The organism is Halomonas sp. IOP_14, assembly GCF_021021315.1.
Classification (GTDB): domain Bacteria; phylum Pseudomonadota; class Gammaproteobacteria; order Pseudomonadales; family Halomonadaceae; genus Vreelandella; species Vreelandella titanicae.
This window is the reverse complement of the sequence record NZ_JAINWD010000050.1, coordinates 1-16,707: the sequence shown is the minus strand read 5'-3', so window position 1 is coordinate 16,707 and position 16,707 is coordinate 1. Positions and strand designations below refer to the sequence as shown.

The following is a 16,707-nucleotide window of genomic DNA, read 5'->3' as shown; positions in this document are numbered from 1 at the left end:
GCTATGTCTTGAAGGTATTAGTCAGGAAAACGACTTATGGTTTACGCGCGCCTCATTCTGATGCGGCTATTTAAAGCCGTGATTGTGCTGTTTTTAATCGTTATTTTTAACTTCCTGCTGATTCAACTGGCCCCAGGTGACCCGGCCGCCATTCTGGCCGGTGAAGCAGGTGCTGCCGACCAGGAGTTTCTCAACCAGTTGCGCGAGCGCTTTGGGCTCGACCAGCCGATGTATGTGCAGCTGTGGCGCTATGTATCAGGTATCGCCATGCTCGATTTTGGCTACTCCTACCGATTGGGAGTCCCAGTCTTTGATCTGATTATGGCACGCTTACCCGCCACCCTACTGCTCACCGGCACCGCTTTTGTGCTTTCGCTGGTATTGGGCATCGTGGCGGGTTCCATGGCCGCGTCACGGGTTAAGAAGCCTTCCGGCTCGATCATCATGGCCCTGGCGCTGGTGTTCTACGCCACGCCGCTGTTCTGGGTCGCGCTGATGTCGGTGGTGGTGTTCTCCGTCTACCTGGGCTGGCTGCCCGCCTACGGCCTCTACACCGTGGGGGCAGGCCATACGGGGTTTGCGCTGGTGCTCGATGTTGCCAAACATCTGGTGCTCCCGGCGACAACATTAGCGCTATTTTTTATGGCGATTTACACCCGCATGACGCGCACGTCTATGTTGGATGCCGCTCAGCAGGATTACGTCAAAACCGCCCGCGCCAAGGGCTTGAAGCCCAGCATTATCCAGCGCCGTCATGTGTTGCGTAATGCGCTACTGCCGATTATCACCCTGGCCGGCCTGCAGGCGGGGCAGATGGTCGGTGGGGCGATCCTGACCGAAACCGTGTTTGCCTGGCCCGGCATTGGGCGGCTGATGTTCGAAGCGTTGCAGCAGCGCGACTACAACCTGCTGCTGGGCATTTTCTTCTTCTCGGCGGCGCTGGTCATCGTCTTCAATATCATCACCGATTTGGTGTACAGCCTCGCTGATCCACGTATCAAGAAGGGGGCCGCATGAGCTTTTTCGCACGCTTCGCGCAAAACCGTGGCGCCCTCGTCGGCCTGATCATCCTGCTGCTGATTATCGCCATGGCCATACTGGCGCCGCTACTGTTTCCTGAATCGCCCTGGCGCATGGTGCAGCGGCCCTTTTTACCGCCGCTCTCCCAAGATGGCTTTCCGCTTGGCACCGACACCATGGGCCGCAACGTGGCCTCAGGCTTAATGCACGGCGCCTGGGTTTCGCTGCTGATCGGGCTGGTATCCACTAGCGTGGCCCTGCTGATTGGCGTTCCCTTGGGGGCCATTGCGGGCTACTACGGCGGAATCATTGATGACGTACTGATGCGCTTTACCGAGTTCTTCCAGACCATTCCCAACTTCGCGCTGGCGATTGTACTGGTGGCGATTATGCAGCCCAGCATCACCTCGATTGTGTTGGCGATTGCGATTGTCAGTTGGCCGCCGGTGGCCCGTTTAGTGCGCGCCGAGTTTATGTCGCTGCGCAACCGCGAGTATGTCGAAGCCGCGCGCTTGGTCGGCCAGTCCAACAGCACGATTATTCTGCGTCAGATTCTGCCCAATACACTGTCGCCGATTATCGTGCTGGCATCGCTAATGGTGGCCACCGCGATTTTGCTGGAGTCGGCGCTGTCGTTTCTCGGCCTGGGCGACCCGAACGTGATGTCCTGGGGCTATATGATCGGCGCGGCGCGCACGGTGATTCGCCAGGCGTGGTGGCTGAGCTTCTTCCCTGGGGTAGCGATTTTGCTTACCGTTCTGGCGTTAAATCTCGTCGGTGAAGGATTGGACGACGCCCTGAACCCCAAACTTTCCCGCGAGCGCTAGGAGCCTCTTATGTCTGCAACAGAGAATCAAAGCGCTGAAACGGTACTCAGCATTCGCGACCTCAACATTGCGCTCCCCAAAGGGGCGGATCGCGCCCTGGCGGTGGAGGATGTTAGCTACGAGGTGAAGCGCGGGGAGATCATGTGCGTGGTGGGCGAGTCCGGTTCCGGTAAATCGATGGCCGCCAACGCCGTGATGGGGCTGCTGCCCAAGCGCGTGAACGCCACCCATGGCGAGATACTCTTTGAAGGGCAGGATTTACTTGCCCTGACGGAAAAGCAGCACCGCGCCCTGCGTGGGCTAAAAATTGGCATGATCTTCCAGGAGCCGATGACCGCCCTTAACCCACTGATGCGGGTAGGCGCACAAATTGCCGAAGTGTTCGAGGCCCACGGCCAGTTCAACCCCAAAGAGCGCCAGGCCCGCGCCCTGGAGCTGTTGATCGAAGTGGGCATTCCACAGCCGGAGAAGGCCATTCGCGCCTACCCGTTTGAGCTTTCCGGCGGCCAGCGCCAGCGGGTCATGATCGCCATGGCATTGGCGTTGGAGCCCATTTTGCTGATTGCCGATGAGCCTACCACGGCGCTGGATGTCACCACCCAAGCGCAGATTCTGGAGCTTATTCGCGACCTTCAGCAGCGGCGCGGCATGTCGGTGATGTTTATCACTCACGACTTTGGCGTGGTGGCCGAAATTGCCAACCGCGTCTGCGTCATGCGCCACGGCAAGATTGTCGAGCTGGGGGACGCCAAGTCGGTGCTTGAGAACCCTCAAGACGCCTATACCCAAGCGCTGATTGCAGCGATTCCCAGCAATGCAGTGCCGCCCCACCGTGAAACCAGCCAGGTCGCCCCGCTGCTGGAGATCAAGCAGCTCAATAAGGTCTTTCGCTCCCGGGGCGGCTGGCTTAAACCTGCCCGGGAAGTGCGTGCCCTTGAGGATGTATCGCTCACCTTGGCGCGGGGTGAAACGGTGGGCATCGTAGGCGAATCCGGTTCCGGCAAGTCCACCCTTGGGCGCTGTGTGGTGCGCTTGGAGCACCCGGACAGCGGCGAACTGCTGCTGGATGGCGTCAACCTTTCCCAGCTCAAAGGCGATGCACTTCGACGTGAACGCCACCGGGTGCAGATGATCTTCCAAGATCCCTACGCCTCGCTCAACCCACGCACTAAGGTGGGCATGGCGATAGCCCAGGGGCCGATTGCCAACGGCACGCCCAAAGCCGCGGCGCTTAAACAGGCGGGCGAGCTGCTCGACATGGTGGGCTTGGGCGCCAGCGCCGTGGAGCGCTTCCCCCACGAATTTTCCGGCGGCCAGCGTCAGCGCATCGGCATTGCCCGAGCGCTGGCGCTCAACCCCGAGCTGATCGTGGCGGACGAAGCCGTCTCAGCGCTGGATGTTTCGATTCAAGCCCAGGTACTGGAACTGCTGGAAGAGTTGAAGCAGCGGCTGTCGCTTTCGCTGCTGTTTATTACTCACGACTTGCGCGTCGCCGCGCATATCTGCGACCGCATAGTGGTGATGCAGCATGGCCGCATTGTTGAGCAAGGTAGCGCCGAGCAGATCTTCCTCGCCCCAAAAGAGGCGTATACCCAGGATCTGCTCAAGGCAATTCCCGGCCGCGAAGCCCCCGTGGCAGCGACAGCGTAATTTATCGGATAGGAAAGACAAGCTAAGGAAAACACATGCAAATAACCCTGGAGGCGCTGCGCGCCATTGTTGGCCCTGACCATGTATTGACCGGCGATGATGTGCACAGCCGCCGCGTGGATTGGATGACCGGCGCCCCCTGCCAGGCTGGGGCGATTGTTCGCCCGGCGGATACCGAGCAGCTTTCCACAGTGATGCGCGCCTGCTATGAGTTGCAGCAGCCGGTGGTCACCCACGGCGGATTAACCGGGTTGGTGCACGGTGCAGAGGCTAGCCCGGATGAGCTGGTGATTTCTCTGGAACGTATGAGCGCGATTGAAGAGATTGATCAAGTGGGCGGCACCCTCACCGTGCAGGCGGGGGCACCGCTGCAGCGGGTTCAAGAAGCCGCGAAAGAGGTCGGCCTGCAGTTCCCGCTGGATCTTGGCGCCCGGGGCAGTTGCACCATTGGCGGCAATATCGCCACCAACGCCGGGGGTGTCCGGGTCATTCGCTACGGCATGATGCGCCAGCAGGTGCTCGGCCTGGAAGCAGTGATGGCGGATGGCCGGGTGGTCAGTTCCATGAACCGCATGCTGAAAAATAACGCCGGTTTCGATTTAAAGCAGCTGTTTATCGGCAGCGAAGGCACTCTGGGCATTGTGACTCGGGCTGTGCTGCGGCTACAGCCACCCACCCCCAGCGAGCAAACGGCGATGGTTGCCTGCCCTTCGTTTGAGTCGCTCACTGGTCTGCTCAGCCATATGGGCAAAGCGCTTGGCGGCAGCCTGGGTGCTTTTGAGGTGATGTGGCAAAACCACTACCGGCTGCTCACTGAAACCCTGGGCCGCCACACCCCGCCGATTGCCACCGAGCACCCGTTTTATGTGATCATTGATTCACTGGGCAGCGACGCCGAGCGCAATGCCACTCAGTTCAGCGAAGCATTAGAAAGCGCGTTAGAGAGCGAGCTGATTGTCGATGCGGTGATTGCACAGTCGACTACCCAGCGCGAAGGGCTATGGGCGATTCGTGAGGATATTGAGGGGCTGGTCAAAGGCTTGGCGCCGGTGCTTACCTTCGATGTCAGCCTGCCGATTGCCGATATGCAGCGCTACACCAATGCCTTGGAAGCACAGTTAACCCAGCGCTGGCCGGAGGCGCGTTTGGTGGTATTTGGTCATCTCGGCGATGGCAACCTTCATATTTCCGTTAGCGTGGGGAGCGCTGAGATCGAAGTGCGGCGAGAGGTTGAAGCCATGGTCTATCAGCCGCTGGAGGTACTTGGCGGCTCGGTTTCCGCCGAGCACGGCATTGGCCTGGAGAAGCGCCCCTGGCTGAGCACCTGTCGCTCCAGCGCCGAGATCGAGCTGATGCGTACCCTCAAGCAAGCGCTCGATCCGCTCAAGCTTTTAAATCGCGGTAAAGTACTTCAATAAACGTTTTAAGTTACTCATTAACACTGTTTTAGGACTTACCATGCCCTGCCAAAGCACGCCCCGTTATCCCGAGCACTTAACTGGCGAAGGCCCGCATAACCCCTTTCCAGGTATCAAAGTATTAGAGCGCCGCATTGGAAAGGAGATCCCCCATCGGCTGGGCTCTAACGAAGGCCTGGATATGCCCCACCGCGCCCTGCGCGAACACTTTGGCGATGCCCTGGCCGAACACGTTTACTGCTACGGCGATGCCGAAGCGCTGGGCGTGCGCCAGCGCTTGAGTGCTCAGCAAGGTATTCCACTGGAAACGATGCTGGTAGATGCCGGCGCGGACAGTTTAATCGCCCTGGCCCTGCGCACCACCTGCGAGCCTGGGGAAACCGTTGTGAGTACCGCAGGCACCTACCCCACCTTGGGCTATTTTGCCAAAGGCCAGGGCTGCCGCTTGATTGAGCCCAGTTACTATGAAGCACCGGGCGTGCTGGCCCCCGATCTGGAAGCCCTTATCAAAGCGGCGCATCAGGAAAACGCACGACTGGTGTATCTGGCCAACCCGGATAACCCCAGCGGCCACTTACACAGCGACAGCGACATCCTCAAGCTGCGCGATGCGCTGCCCGACACCTGCTGGCTGCTGCTGGATGAAGCCTATGGGGATTTTCGTGATGACGCGGGCAGCGAGTTCGCTGCCAAAGCAATACCGGGAGTGATTCGCCTACGCACGCTTTCCAAGGCTCACGGCTTGGCGGGCCTGCGCATTGGCTACGCCATCGCCGACCCTGAAGTACTGGCGATGATGATGAAGGTGCGCATTCACTACGCGGTATCGTCATTGACCCTGGCCGCTGCGGAAGTGGTTCTTGATCACCCTGACGAAGTTCACCAACACGTCGCTGATGTAAAAGCCCGCCGTGAGCAGTTGGCTGAGCACTTTCGCGCACTTGGTGCCGACGTACTCCCCAGCGCCACCAACTTTATCGGCATTCGCCTGCCCAGCGCCGACCTCGCCGCCGAGGTTCACCAGCAACTGCTGGACAAAGGCGTATTAGTTGCTCGCTTGGCGCATCCAGAGCTTGCCAATGTAATACGCATTACCGCCGTGCAAGCTGCGCTAGAGCCAGGAAGATTGGATGCTCTCGAACAGGCTATTAAAGGACACGCCTGATTCAGTTGGTAAAATTGAGCAAGCGGATGGAAAGGTGCATCGAGGGCAGGTTTCCGCGAGGGCGCTGTGAACCCATCCCTGGGCGCTACTTTTTCCATCCCTGGAAAAAGACCCTCGCTTCAACCTGCCCTCGCAGCGGGTGACAGGGGTTGCATAGCTCTTACTTCCAACCCCAATAGATCTAAGGCATTAACCAATGCCTGAAGTCATCCAGTTCGCCCCGCACCGCCTGGCGATATAGGCCCTGCAGTTGCGCCGTCACGCTGTCGGTGCTGATGGGTTCGTTGACGGGTGGCGCGCCTGCGCGCCCGCCAATACGACGCCCATCCAGCTCGCGAAGCGGCAGTATTTCGGCGGCGGTGCCAGTTAAAAATGCCTCATCGGCGGTGTAGAGCTCATCACGGGTAATCCGCCGCTCACGCACTTCAATACCCAGCACTTTTTGCGCCAGCTGAATCACGCTATCTCGGGTGATGCCTTGCAGGCAGGAGGTTACTTCCGGTGTATGCAGCACGCCATCGCGGAGCAAGAAGACGTTAGCCGCTGAGGCTTCAGCCACATAGCCCTCCGGGTCGAGCATGATGGTTTCATCGAACCCGGCCTTGATCGCGGTATTCAGTGCCAGTATCGAGTTGACGTAGTGACCATTGGTTTTCGCCCGACACAAGCTGATATTGACGTGATGGCGAGCCCAGGAAGAGGTCAGCGCGCGCAAGCCGTGGGTGGCGGCCTGGGGCGAAATGTAGGGGCCTAGATCCCAGGCGGCGACCATTACGTGGGTGGTTAATCCTTGGGCGCGTAATCCTAAACCTTCCGCACCAAAAAACACGGTAGGTTTCAGGTAGGCATTACTCAGGCCGTTTTTGGTCAGGCACTGGCGCTGGGCATTGATCAGCTCCGCTTCACTAAACGGCAGCGGCATATCCAGCGAATGAGCACTTTCTGCCAAGCGGCGGATATGCTCAGCAGCACGAAATAGATGCGTGCCCGAAGGGCCTGCGTAAGCGCGTACGCCCTCAAAACAGCCCATGCCGTAGTGCAGCGTATGGGTAAACAGGTGCACTTTGGCGTCCCGCCAGGCGCGCCATTCGCCGTCCTGCCAAATCCAGCCATCGCGATCATAAAGCGGTGTCATCGAGTTGTTTGCTCCCACTGTTGGCACCAGCCGTCGATCAACGTCTGCTGGTGCGGTTGCAGGGCCTGATAGCCCCAGGCGGCAATTTCCTCGTTTTGCGGGTCGGGAACAGCAATGGCGCTGCCCGCCAGGGTCTGGATCACCGCGTGGCCGCAGAGCGGCACATAGCCTTCGGAGTAGCCACCTTCGTGAATAAATACCAGCTTGCCTTCACAGCAACGCTCGGCCAGCGCTTTAAGCTGGGCGGTCATGGTGGCGAACGCCTGGCTATTGAGCAGCATTTTGCCTAAGGGATCCTTAGCGCAGGCGTCGTAACCGCAGGCCACCACGATGAGTTCGGGCTTAAAGGCTTCCAACGCGGGCAGCACCAGTTTTTCCATGGCGTAGGCGTAGGCGCCCAGGCCACAGCCCGGTGGCAGCGGCAGGTTGAGATTGGCGCCCACGCCTGCGCCTTCGCCCTGCTCGTCAAAACTGCCGGTTTCCAGCGGGTAGTTCGCCGCCTGATGAAGTGAAACGGTCAACACATCGGGCTTGCCATAAAATGCCGCCTGCTGACCGTTGCCGTGATGAACATCCCAATCGAGTATCGCCACACGGTTAACCTGCCCTAAGGCCCGGGCGCGCATTACCGCCACGGGGATATTGCCCAGAAGGCAGAACCCACGGCCTAGATCGGCTTCGGCATGGTGCCCCGGCGGGCGGCATAGGGCGTAGGCGTTGCTCACCTCGCCCAGCGCTACGGCTTCAACGGCGGCAATGGCCAGCCCTGCGGACTGCGTGGCCGCCGCCCAACTACCGGGCATGTAAGGCGCGCAGTCGCCACCATTGCCGCCCCGGGCTTTATCCCCTGTCTGCAGTTCATCCAAATAGCGTGGGGTATGAAAACGCAGCAGATCTTCCATCGCAGCGGCAGGAGGTTTAACCACGCTCAGCTCGTCAATCAGCCCACTGACTTCAAGAATATTTTTCAGCCGTCGTTTGCTTTCCGGGCTTTCCGAGGCGGCCTGGGGCTGTAAAAACTCACCCGGCGCGGAAAATACCCCAATCGCGCCCAGTTCGTGCCAAAAGCAGCGTTCGTGCCAATAGAAACCAGTTCTGCTCATGCCATAAAGCCCTGCATAAACGCGGCTAAATTGGCGCTTAAATGCTCGGTGGGATAGCCCCCCTCCTGAATAATCACCATGGGTAACGAGAGCGCTGCCAAGCGTTTACCCACTTCGATAAATGCTTCGGTCTCTACCGTAAGCCCCGCTAGCGGGTCATCTTTGTGGGCATCCAAGCCTAACGCTACCACCACGGCATCGGGCTCATAGCGCTGTAGGTGATCAATCAGAATCGCCAGGGCGTCGAGATAAACATCACCGTCGCTGCCTACCGGTAAGGGCAGATTAACGTTAGCACCTACGCCCTCATCAAAGCCCTCTTCATCAGCACCGCCCCAAAAAAACGGGTAGAAATCACTGGGGTCGGCGTGCAGCGAGCCCGTCCAGACATCACTGCGGTGATAGAAAATATCTTGGGTGCCGTTGCCGTGGTGGAGATCCACATCGATGATGGCTACTTTGGCGAAGCGTTCGCGCAGCACCGTGGCGGCCAACGCTGAATTGTTCAGCAGGCAAAAGCCCCCAGCGCGCTCCGGCCCGGCATGGTGACCCGGCGGGCGGCACAGTGCGTAAGCCGATGGCGCGCCATTAAGCACCTCTTCTGCCGCGGCTTCGGCGCTAGCCGCTGAGGCCAGTGCACCTTGAAAACTGGTGGCGCTTAGCGGGCAGGCCATATCGTGCAAATGCCATCCCGCTTGCCCAATCGGGTGGCGCGGGTAGTGGTGGCCGCCACCGCAGGGGTGAATGTTGGGCGCAACCACTTCCGCCGCATTGGGCAGCGCCTGCCAGCGAGCGTAAATGGTGTCCAAAAACGTCAGGTAGCGCGGCGTATGAATCTGTTCCAGGCGCTTGCGCAGCTTAGGCGAATCGGCCTCGGCAGGTGTGGACAGGGTCAGCCCTGCCGTTGCCAGCCCTTGGGTAAGCAGTTCAGCGCGCACCGGGCCTTCCGGCGAGGGCGCAGGTTGGCCGCGCAGCAGAAAGGTCGGCGGCGCATGCAACGCCTGATCAGGGTGATAAAAACACTTCATGGGTCGCAGTCCTTAGCTAAATTACAGCAGTGACGGAATCCAGGTAGAGAGCGCCGGAAACGCCGCCAGCAACACAATCACCACCAGGAACGACACGTAAAACGGCAGCGATGCCACGATTGCCCGTTCATAAGGCACCTCGGCTATTCGCGCGGCGGTCATCAGCGTCATCCCCACTGGCGGTGTCACGTTGGAGATATTGAGCACCACGATCATCAGGATCGCGAAGTGGAGCGGGTCAAAGCCCAGCTGGATCATCGCTGGCACCAACACCGGGGCAATCACCACCAGTGCGGGCAGCACATCCATCACCGTGCCAATCACCAAGAGTAGCAGACACACCAGCATCAGTTGCACAAAGGCCGCATCGCTGAAAGTGGTGATCATGCTGGCCGCATCCCTGGCGATGCCCGAGCGGGTGACGAACCAGCCCAATACCGCCGAGGTTGCTAACAGGAAAAAAACCACGCCGGAGAAGCGCACCGTGGTCACCAGCGCATCCCAAATTTTGCGCCAGGTAAGATTACGGTAGAAGACCACACCAATCACGATGGCGTAAACCGCCGCAAAACCCGAGGCTTCGGTAATCGTGGTGAGCCCCGAGAGAATCCCGCCAAGAATAATCAGCGGCACCACCATCGCAGGCAGCGCGACTAACAGTGCGATGATGGCCGCCTTAAAGGGTGTAGGAGCCTGTTTCGGGTAGTTGCGCTTCCAGGCCAGGAAGAAGCTGACGCCCAGCAGCGCCAGCGCCATCAACAGGCCAGGAATAATGCCTCCGGCAAACAGGTCAATCACCGAAATATCCCGCAGCAGTGTTGCGTATACCACCATCACCACGCTTGGGGGAATAATCGGCCCGATGATGGAGGAACAGGCGGTAACCGCAGCGGCGTATTCGGCATCGTAGCCCTGATTTTTCATCTCGGGAATCATGATCTTGCCGATGGCGACGGTATCGGTGACCGCCGCGCCGGTAAGTCCCGCAAAGAATACCGAGACCGAGATATTCACATGGGAGAGTGACCCGCGCACCCGGCCGAACAGCGCATTGTTGAAGGCGATCAGCTTGTGGGTCAGCCCGCCCTGGTTCATCAGCTCAGCGGTAAAAATAAAGTAGGGCACGGCAATCAGCAGAAATCCGGAGACGCCGGAGAACATGCGGTCGGCAATGATACCGAGCATGCGCTCGCCGCCGATGGCAAAGCCACCCGCCAGCCCCGACATGGCCATCACCACCGCTACCGGCGCGCCGATAAACAGCAGCACGACAAATGCAATAATTGCAGGGGTCATGAGCGGTGCTCCCCGTCAGTGGTGTCGATGAGTTCGCTAATCACGTCCTGCTCATCAATGAAGTGCTCCAGCAGGGCAAAGCCATGCACCAGATGCAGCAGCATGAGGACGCCACTGAGAGGCACCACGATAGCGGTCACCTTGCTGGGAATACGAATTTGATCAGAGACCATGTAAACCTGGGTGGCACTGGCGAAGTAATCCCAGCCGTACCACGTCAGCATCAGTGCAAACAGGCCAATCACCGCCAGGCAGAGCCCGGCAGCCACTTGCACCATTACTCTGGGCAAGCTGCGAACCAGCAGGGTCATGGCGACGTGCTCGCCATAGCGCAGCGAAATCGTCATGGAGAGAAAGCCGATCCAGGGCAGAAACAGCCGCGCCAGCGAGTAGGTCCAGCTAAGCGTGCTGCCAGTGATCAGCTTGTAGAGAAACGCAGTGAACGATATGCCCAGCATCGCCAGGATACAGCCCACACACACCACGATGGCCACCTGATTGACGAGATCGCTCAAGCGGCGCAAAGGAGTTAAAACGCCCATGGTTTTTCCTCACGCTGGGGCCTCACATTGCCCCAGCGTATATCGTTCGCTAACCGTTATTGGCCTTGTTTTTTTGACCCAGGCTTTATTGGCCATAAATGCGGTAGTCGTCTTCTGCCAACTGCTGGCCCACGCGCTCGACTTCATCCAGCAGCCCCTGTACGCGGGCTTCGTCCATGCCGAAGTCATCGACGATCCACTCCTGCCAGGCGGGACGGGCAATTTCCGCCATCCGCTCACGCTCAGCGTCGGGCATCAGGTAGCACTCTTCAAAGCGTTCACAGGACTCCACCCAACTAGCGGTAGCCAAGGCGCCTGACATACCGTGGCTTAGTTGAATCGCTTCCCGGGCGGAGCTGATCACCGCCTGCTGATGCTCTTCGGGCAGCGACTGGTACCAGGACTCGCTGACCACCCAGGGGGCGCTGTTATACACATGCCCGGTGAGCGTGGTGTAGTCGGTGACCGCATCGAAATTGAAGGTGGTGTTGAGCACCGGCGCATTGAACTGACCATCGGCAAGTCCGGTTTCCAGCGCGGTGATTAACTCGCCCCAGGGCAGCGGTGTGGCCGAAGCGCCTAGCGAGCGCATAATCGCCACGTGGGCGGGGTTCTCTTCGGTACGAATATTGAGGCCTTCTAAATCTTCGACGGTCTCAATCAAGCGCACGTTGTTAGTGAAGGCGACGAAGCCACCGCCATCGTCGAAGGTGCCCAAATAACGCATATCAGCGGCCTCGACAGTGCCGGACATAAAGTCGGCGAACCATTCACTATCAAAGAAACTCCACGCCTGACGCCAGTTGGTAAACAGGAAAGGCGCCGTGACTACTTGGTAGTCTTCGTAGAAGGATGACATCGCCCCGGCAGACATAATCGTCGACTGTAGCGTTCGTCCGCCCTGCACTTCCGAGCCGTTTTCTACCTCGGAGCCTAGCTGGCCGCCACCAAAGATCGTGACCTCAAGATCCCCGTCGGTTCGCGCCTCCACCAGGTTCTTGAAATGTACCAGCGCCGGATAGATTTCGTTATTGCTCATATCCTCTGGCAACTGCGTAGCGATCACCATTTCATAGGATTGCGCTTGGGCATTAGCACTTGCAACAGCCAAAGGTAACGCCGCCAAGGCGGCGAAAAATACTGATTTTTTTGCGTTCATAACACACCTCATTTTGTTTATTAGTCGGTCTTCGTTATGACTGGCGTTACCACCTGATCGGTGACGATGTGGTGATTACTATTTTTGTTGTAAAAACCATATCTGTTGAAAAAACTATGTCTCCTGAAAAAGCTATGGTTATTCGGGAAGCGACTCCCACACTTCAATGGCAGCGGCCAGGTCTTCCAGCGAAGCCCCTACCGATTTGAATAGCGTGATGGCATCCGGTGCGGAGCGCCCCGATTTAGTCCCTGCTAGCACCTCAGCAAGCTCCGCCTGAATCTGGTCGAACTGGAATTCGCCCTCTTCAATGGCTTGCAGGATGTCGCCCGCCTCGCCTTTGGCACCGGCGTAGGTATCCACAAATACCTCTGAGCGACGCAGACACAGTGCATCGGTTTCGCGCATCTGTGGTCGAAACGCGCCGATCAGATCCAGGTGAGTGCCGGGCGTTAGCCACTCACCTTTAATCAGCGGCTGATTGGAGAGCGTTACGCAGCTAATGATGTCCGCCTCAGCGACAGCATCCGCTAATTCCTCCACCACATGGGTTTCGAAGCGTTCGGCGTACTCGTCGGCAATCGCCACCGCTTTACTGGGATTGCGGCCCCAGATCAGCACACGTTTGATGGGGCGTACGCTGGCGTGGGCCTCGATCACCATAGGCGCCAACTTGCCCGTACCCACCACCACCAGCGTTTCTGCGTTTTCATTCGCCAAGGCTTGAGCGGCCAGCGCAGAGGCCGCCGCCGTTCGACGCCGGGTTAGCTCGCTGCCATCAATACACGCCAGCGGCTGGCCGTGCTTGCCCTCGCTGAGCAAGTAGAGCCCAGAGATTGCCGGGATACCGTGATCGGCATTTTGCGGAAACACGTTGACCATTTTCACGCCGATGTAACCCGCCGCTTCCCAGGCGGGCATTAGCAGCATGGTGGCTTCGCCATCTGGCCGGTGCATCGCATGGTGATGGCGGGGAGGAGACTCCACGCCATTCACGAACGTTGTATGTAGCCGCTTGATCAAGCCATCCCACGTTAGGTGGCGAGTGACCTCTTCAGCAGAAACAACCCGCATATCAGGCCTCCGGCAGCGCGGCTACCACCATGATCTCCACTTTCCACTCGGGCTTGGCGAGCTGGGCTTCAAGCGCTGCACGCACAGGTGGGCGACCGGGCACGACCCAGGCGTCCCAAGCAGCGTTCATTTGGTCGAACTCCGCCATGCTGGTGACCCATATTTGCGCCGAAATCAAATGCTCTTTCGAGGTGCCCGCCTGGGCTAGCAGTTGATCGATACGCGCCAGCACCTGTTCGGTTTGGCCGCGCATATCCGCCGTGGCATCAGGAGGAACCTGGCCTGCCAGGTAAACGGTGCCGTTGTGAATCGCCACTTGGCTCATACGTGCATTGCTGTCTTGATAGGTAACGCCCATGGTGTTGCTCCTTGAAAGCGGTGCTGCTGATATAAAGGGTCTTGATATAAGGGATTAGTCAAAGACTAAAGCGCTATCAGGCAAATTACTTGCCCGAAGCTGAGATAGATTTGCCCGCAAGTCATGCAGGCAAGAAAATTTTATCACTAACGGTTCGGCGAGGGGCTAGCGGTCAGATGAGGGCCTAACGATCGGAAGAAGGGGAAAGCTCGAAATAACGCCGATAGGCGCGGGAAAAACTGCCTTGGTCGCGAAAGCCAACCAGCATGGCGATATGCCCCAGGCTGAGTGTGCTATGGCGAACCAAGGTGCGGGCATGCTCTAAGCGCCTGCGCTGTACATAGGCCAGCGGCGTTACGCCAGTCAGCTCGCGAAAGCAGGAGTGAAAGTGGCCTGGGCTCAAGGCACACAAAGCAGCTAACTGCTCCACGCGGATCTCATCGGCCAGGTGCTGATCCAACCAGGCATCCAAACGCGCAAGATCCAGGCGTTCGCTAATACAGTGTTGGCCCAACTGCCCAACCGCTGTGGAAGAGGTGTCATGCAGATACATGGTCAGCGCGCGTAACAGCAGAATCGCAATTTCGTTCTGTAGCGCGGGGCACTGTTCAAGCTGATTCGCCAGGGCGTGGGTAAGCTGGTTTAACGCGGGGGGGACGCTGAAAAAACGCGGTTTATCGAACAGGCGCTCAATCTCGCTGCCTTTTTCAAGCGAAGCCAATTGGGCAACGGGTATATCCAGAACTAAGGTACGGTTACTGCCATCGCCTTGGTACTCGTGGTGGCGCGACGAGGGAATCAGACACCCACGGCGGGCGGTAACCCGCTCCCCCTGACCTTCCATCGAAAGCTCTGTAACACCACAGGTAGCTAGAATAAGTTGATGGAAGTCGTGGGTATGGGCCACCTGCTCTTGGGCTAAATTGCGGCTATGCAGCTCAAAATGGGCCATGGTGGGGTACCGTCTGTACATCGAATGCTATTCCAGCACTATAAAACGGCTAAGTAACAAAAAGCGAGAGTGAAGCCAACTGTGGGCTAACGCTCTTCCCGGTAAGTGCACGGTATTTATCTAAGCGCGCTGGCTGTCATCCGCCAGTCATGGACTCAAGATAGCTTATTCGTAAGCTGCCACAAGAGTCAAAACAACATGCCACAGCGCCGACGCCCCTCTCTCAACTCTCCTCTCAGTGACCAGGAAGTCGCGGCCCTAACTCAATTAGCCAACGGCAATGCCCTACACCTACAGCGTAAAGCTGAACGCGAAGCACGACTAGCGTCAACTTTAACGCTGCACTCAGCGGCGTCAACGACCGAGACACCGTTGAGCGGTATGAAGATACTGATGATTTCGGATGTCTACTTCCCCCGCGTTAATGGTGTTTCCACCTCCATCGCCAGTTTTCGCAGCGCCCTTGAGCGTTTGGGCCACTCGGTCATGCTGATCTGCCCCGATTATCCTGTGGGCCAAGTGGACGAACCGGGCGTATTGCGCATCCGCTCGCGCCAGGTACCCGGCGACCCGGAGGATCGCATGATGCGCTACCGGGACTTGATCGCCTTGGCACCGCAGCTTGCCGCTGAAGCCTTTGACCTTATTCATGTCCACACCCCCTTTACCGCCCACTATGCCGGTGTAGCGCTGGGGCGTCGGCTTGGGCTTCCAGTGGTAGCGACCTACCACACCCTGTTTGAGGAGTATGTTCACCACTATATCCGTTGGCTTCCACGACGCTGGCTACGACTTGCCGCGCGTCGGCTTTCAGTGCACCAGTGCCAGCAGATCGACGCTTTGGTTGCTCCTTCACGGGCAATGCAGGAAGCCCTTACCCGCTATGGAGTGACCACGCCCTCCACGGTCATTCCCACCGGTTTGTCGCTGGAGTCGTTCTGCCACTCTCAGGGAACCCAGGATGATAGCGACTTTCGTGCTCATTACGATCTACCCCAAGAAGCACGCCTGCTGCTCTATGTAGGCCGCGCCGCCTTTGAGAAGAACATCGATTTTCTGATCGATATGCTGCCCAAGGTATTAGCCGAACACCCCAACACCCGGCTGATCATTACCGGCGAAGGCCCAGCCCATGACTCGCTTGTCCGGCGCACCCAGGAAGTTGGCGTGGCAGAATCGGTGCTGTTCCTCGGCTATCTCAACCGCAGCGGCCCACTGCAAGCCGCCTACCGCGCCGCCGACGTGTTTGTATTTGCGTCACGCACGGAAACCCAGGGGCTGGTACTGCTGGAAGCAATGGCGCTAGGCACGCCGGTGGTTTCCACCGCCATGATGGGCACGCTTGATGTACTAAAAGAAGGAGAAGGCTGCCTAATCGCCGAGGATAACCATGACGACTTCGCCACCAAGGTCAACCGCCTGCTAAGCGATGACACCCTGCGCCAACAGCTCGCCGAACGCGCCCAAGCCTACGCCGCCAGTTGGCACGAAGACGCCAAAAGTGCCGAGCTAGTGGGGCTCTATCAACAGCTTGCGGCTGAGCATTTGGAGAAGACAGTGAAGTAAGTCTCAAAATCTCCGTTGACACTTTCTTTAATAATTCAGGTATCTAGGGGAAAACACACAAAACAATTTCATTAGGGAAGGTCTGAATAACTGCCGATATTCATCAACGCTCACTTGAGCCGACAAAAAATCGAAAATTCAGACACTCTTCTCCCGTTCTTTGTGTATTTTTGCCCCTTTCCCGCTCATTGAGCGGAAAACGGGCGCAATCGCCCTATTCCCATAGGTATTTTTCACTGATTAGCAGGTTACTGAACGCCGCCAGCAAGTGCAGGCGCTGAGTGTTTTTGGCCAGTCCACGATAGCGAGCCTTGCCATAACCAAAAACGTGTTTGATGTACCGAAAGGGGTGTTCCACCTTGGCACGGATACTGGCTTTGATTTTTTCGACTTTCTGTCGCCTGGCATCTAGCT

General features: G+C 58.2%; 16 protein-coding genes. 6 read left to right on the top strand and 10 right to left on the bottom strand.

The features are described 5' to 3' along the window. Positions 1-36 precede the first annotated feature (36 nt). The 5 genes from K7H09_RS21830 to K7H09_RS21810 are packed head-to-tail and all read left to right on the top strand — an operon-like array spanning position 37 to position 6,080. Positions 37-1,017: an ABC transporter permease gene (locus K7H09_RS21830; RefSeq protein WP_230805976.1), complete on the top strand. Its 981-nt coding sequence runs from the start codon at positions 37-39 to the stop codon at positions 1,015-1,017. After that, positions 1,014-1,847, top strand: a complete 834-nt coding sequence (locus K7H09_RS21825; protein ID WP_071695396.1) for an ABC transporter permease — start codon at positions 1,014-1,016, stop codon at positions 1,845-1,847. Before K7H09_RS21830 ends, K7H09_RS21825 begins: the two co-directional genes overlap by 4 nt. A gap of 9 nt (positions 1,848-1,856) precedes the next feature. After that, entirely contained in the window at positions 1,857-3,497 is a 1,641-nt protein-coding gene (locus K7H09_RS21820; protein WP_230805974.1) for an ABC transporter ATP-binding protein, read from the top strand. A 35-nt stretch (positions 3,498-3,532) separates the two neighbouring features. Next, the gene (locus K7H09_RS21815; protein WP_230805972.1) at positions 3,533-4,915 is read left to right on the top strand and encodes an FAD-binding oxidoreductase; all 1,383 of its coding nucleotides are present in this window, start codon (positions 3,533-3,535) and stop codon (positions 4,913-4,915) included. 40 nt (positions 4,916-4,955) lie between these two features. After that, complete coding sequence (locus K7H09_RS21810; RefSeq protein ID WP_230805970.1) at positions 4,956-6,080, top strand: pyridoxal phosphate-dependent aminotransferase; 1,125 nt, start codon at positions 4,956-4,958, stop codon at positions 6,078-6,080. A 181-nt stretch (positions 6,081-6,261) separates the two neighbouring features. Here K7H09_RS21810 and K7H09_RS21805 read toward each other — a convergent pair whose 3' ends face one another. From K7H09_RS21805 to K7H09_RS21765, 9 genes are all read right to left on the bottom strand, one after another. Beyond that, positions 6,262-7,215, bottom strand: a complete 954-nt coding sequence (locus tag K7H09_RS21805; RefSeq protein WP_230805968.1) for a branched-chain amino acid transaminase — start codon at positions 7,213-7,215, stop codon at positions 6,262-6,264. Beyond that, positions 7,212-8,318: a class II histone deacetylase gene (locus K7H09_RS21800; RefSeq protein WP_230805966.1), complete on the bottom strand. Its 1,107-nt coding sequence runs from the start codon at positions 8,316-8,318 to the stop codon at positions 7,212-7,214. The genes K7H09_RS21805 and K7H09_RS21800 overlap by 4 nt, the downstream gene beginning before the upstream one ends. Then, a complete protein-coding gene (locus tag K7H09_RS21795) occupies positions 8,315-9,346 on the bottom strand; it encodes a histone deacetylase family protein (protein ID WP_230805964.1) in 1,032 nt (343 codons plus the stop codon). The genes K7H09_RS21800 and K7H09_RS21795 overlap by 4 nt, the downstream gene beginning before the upstream one ends. A 21-nt stretch (positions 9,347-9,367) precedes the next feature. Continuing rightward, positions 9,368-10,642 carry a TRAP transporter large permease gene (locus tag K7H09_RS21790; protein WP_041157569.1) on the bottom strand — a complete coding sequence of 425 codons (1,275 nt, stop codon included), beginning with the start codon at positions 10,640-10,642 and terminating at the stop codon, positions 9,368-9,370. Further along, positions 10,639-11,184 carry a TRAP transporter small permease gene (locus tag K7H09_RS21785; RefSeq protein WP_230805962.1) on the bottom strand — a complete coding sequence of 182 codons (546 nt, stop codon included), beginning with the start codon at positions 11,182-11,184 and terminating at the stop codon, positions 10,639-10,641. The genes K7H09_RS21790 and K7H09_RS21785 overlap by 4 nt, the downstream gene beginning before the upstream one ends. 85 nt (positions 11,185-11,269) lie before the next feature. Continuing rightward, positions 11,270-12,343 carry a TRAP transporter substrate-binding protein DctP gene (gene dctP / locus K7H09_RS21780; RefSeq protein WP_022520062.1) on the bottom strand — a complete coding sequence of 358 codons (1,074 nt, stop codon included), beginning with the start codon at positions 12,341-12,343 and terminating at the stop codon, positions 11,270-11,272. Between the two features lie 138 nt (positions 12,344-12,481). After that, complete coding sequence (locus K7H09_RS21775) at positions 12,482-13,417, bottom strand: ornithine cyclodeaminase family protein (protein ID WP_230805960.1); 936 nt, start codon at positions 13,415-13,417, stop codon at positions 12,482-12,484. A gap of 1 nt (position 13,418) precedes the next feature. Further along, on the bottom strand, positions 13,419-13,775 hold the full coding sequence (locus K7H09_RS21770; protein WP_008959745.1) for a RidA family protein: 357 nt from the start codon (positions 13,773-13,775) through the stop codon (positions 13,419-13,421). 184 nt (positions 13,776-13,959) lie between these two features. Next, entirely contained in the window at positions 13,960-14,727 is a 768-nt protein-coding gene (locus K7H09_RS21765; RefSeq protein ID WP_027957418.1) for a helix-turn-helix transcriptional regulator, read from the bottom strand. Between the two features lie 198 nt (positions 14,728-14,925). Here K7H09_RS21765 and K7H09_RS21760 point away from each other — a divergent pair, with 198 nt between their 5' ends. After that, positions 14,926-16,293: a glycosyltransferase gene (locus tag K7H09_RS21760; RefSeq protein ID WP_230805957.1), complete on the top strand. Its 1,368-nt coding sequence runs from the start codon at positions 14,926-14,928 to the stop codon at positions 16,291-16,293. A gap of 214 nt (positions 16,294-16,507) precedes the next feature. Here the strand turns inward: K7H09_RS21760 and K7H09_RS21755 are convergent. Continuing rightward, positions 16,508-16,707 (bottom strand): transposase (locus K7H09_RS21755; RefSeq protein ID WP_230805955.1); only part of this gene is annotated, 200 nt, incomplete at its 5' end.

Bases quoted from the DNA above. Each gene is read 5' to 3' on its own strand.
- K7H09_RS21830 (WP_230805976.1), top strand. From the start codon at position 37: ATGGTTTACGCGCGCCTCATTCTGATGCGGCTATTTAAAGCCGTGATT.
- K7H09_RS21825 (WP_071695396.1), top strand. From the start codon at position 1,014: ATGAGCTTTTTCGCACGCTTCGCGCAAAACCGTGGCGCCCTCGTCGGC.
- K7H09_RS21820 (WP_230805974.1), top strand. From the start codon at position 1,857: ATGTCTGCAACAGAGAATCAAAGCGCTGAAACGGTACTCAGCATTCGC.
- K7H09_RS21815 (WP_230805972.1), top strand. From the start codon at position 3,533: ATGCAAATAACCCTGGAGGCGCTGCGCGCCATTGTTGGCCCTGACCAT.
- K7H09_RS21810 (WP_230805970.1), top strand. From the start codon at position 4,956: ATGCCCTGCCAAAGCACGCCCCGTTATCCCGAGCACTTAACTGGCGAA.
- K7H09_RS21805 (WP_230805968.1), bottom strand. From the start codon at position 7,215: ATGACACCGCTTTATGATCGCGATGGCTGGATTTGGCAGGACGGCGAA.
- K7H09_RS21800 (WP_230805966.1), bottom strand. From the start codon at position 8,318: ATGAGCAGAACTGGTTTCTATTGGCACGAACGCTGCTTTTGGCACGAA.
- K7H09_RS21795 (WP_230805964.1), bottom strand. From the start codon at position 9,346: ATGAAGTGTTTTTATCACCCTGATCAGGCGTTGCATGCGCCGCCGACC.
- K7H09_RS21790 (WP_041157569.1), bottom strand. From the start codon at position 10,642: ATGACCCCTGCAATTATTGCATTTGTCGTGCTGCTGTTTATCGGCGCG.
- K7H09_RS21785 (WP_230805962.1), bottom strand. From the start codon at position 11,184: ATGGGCGTTTTAACTCCTTTGCGCCGCTTGAGCGATCTCGTCAATCAG.
- dctP (WP_022520062.1), bottom strand. From the start codon at position 12,343: ATGAACGCAAAAAAATCAGTATTTTTCGCCGCCTTGGCGGCGTTACCT.
- K7H09_RS21775 (WP_230805960.1), bottom strand. From the start codon at position 13,417: ATGCGGGTTGTTTCTGCTGAAGAGGTCACTCGCCACCTAACGTGGGAT.
- K7H09_RS21770 (WP_008959745.1), bottom strand. From the start codon at position 13,775: ATGGGCGTTACCTATCAAGACAGCAATGCACGTATGAGCCAAGTGGCG.
- K7H09_RS21765 (WP_027957418.1), bottom strand. From the start codon at position 14,727: ATGGCCCATTTTGAGCTGCATAGCCGCAATTTAGCCCAAGAGCAGGTG.
- K7H09_RS21760 (WP_230805957.1), top strand. From the start codon at position 14,926: ATGCCACAGCGCCGACGCCCCTCTCTCAACTCTCCTCTCAGTGACCAG.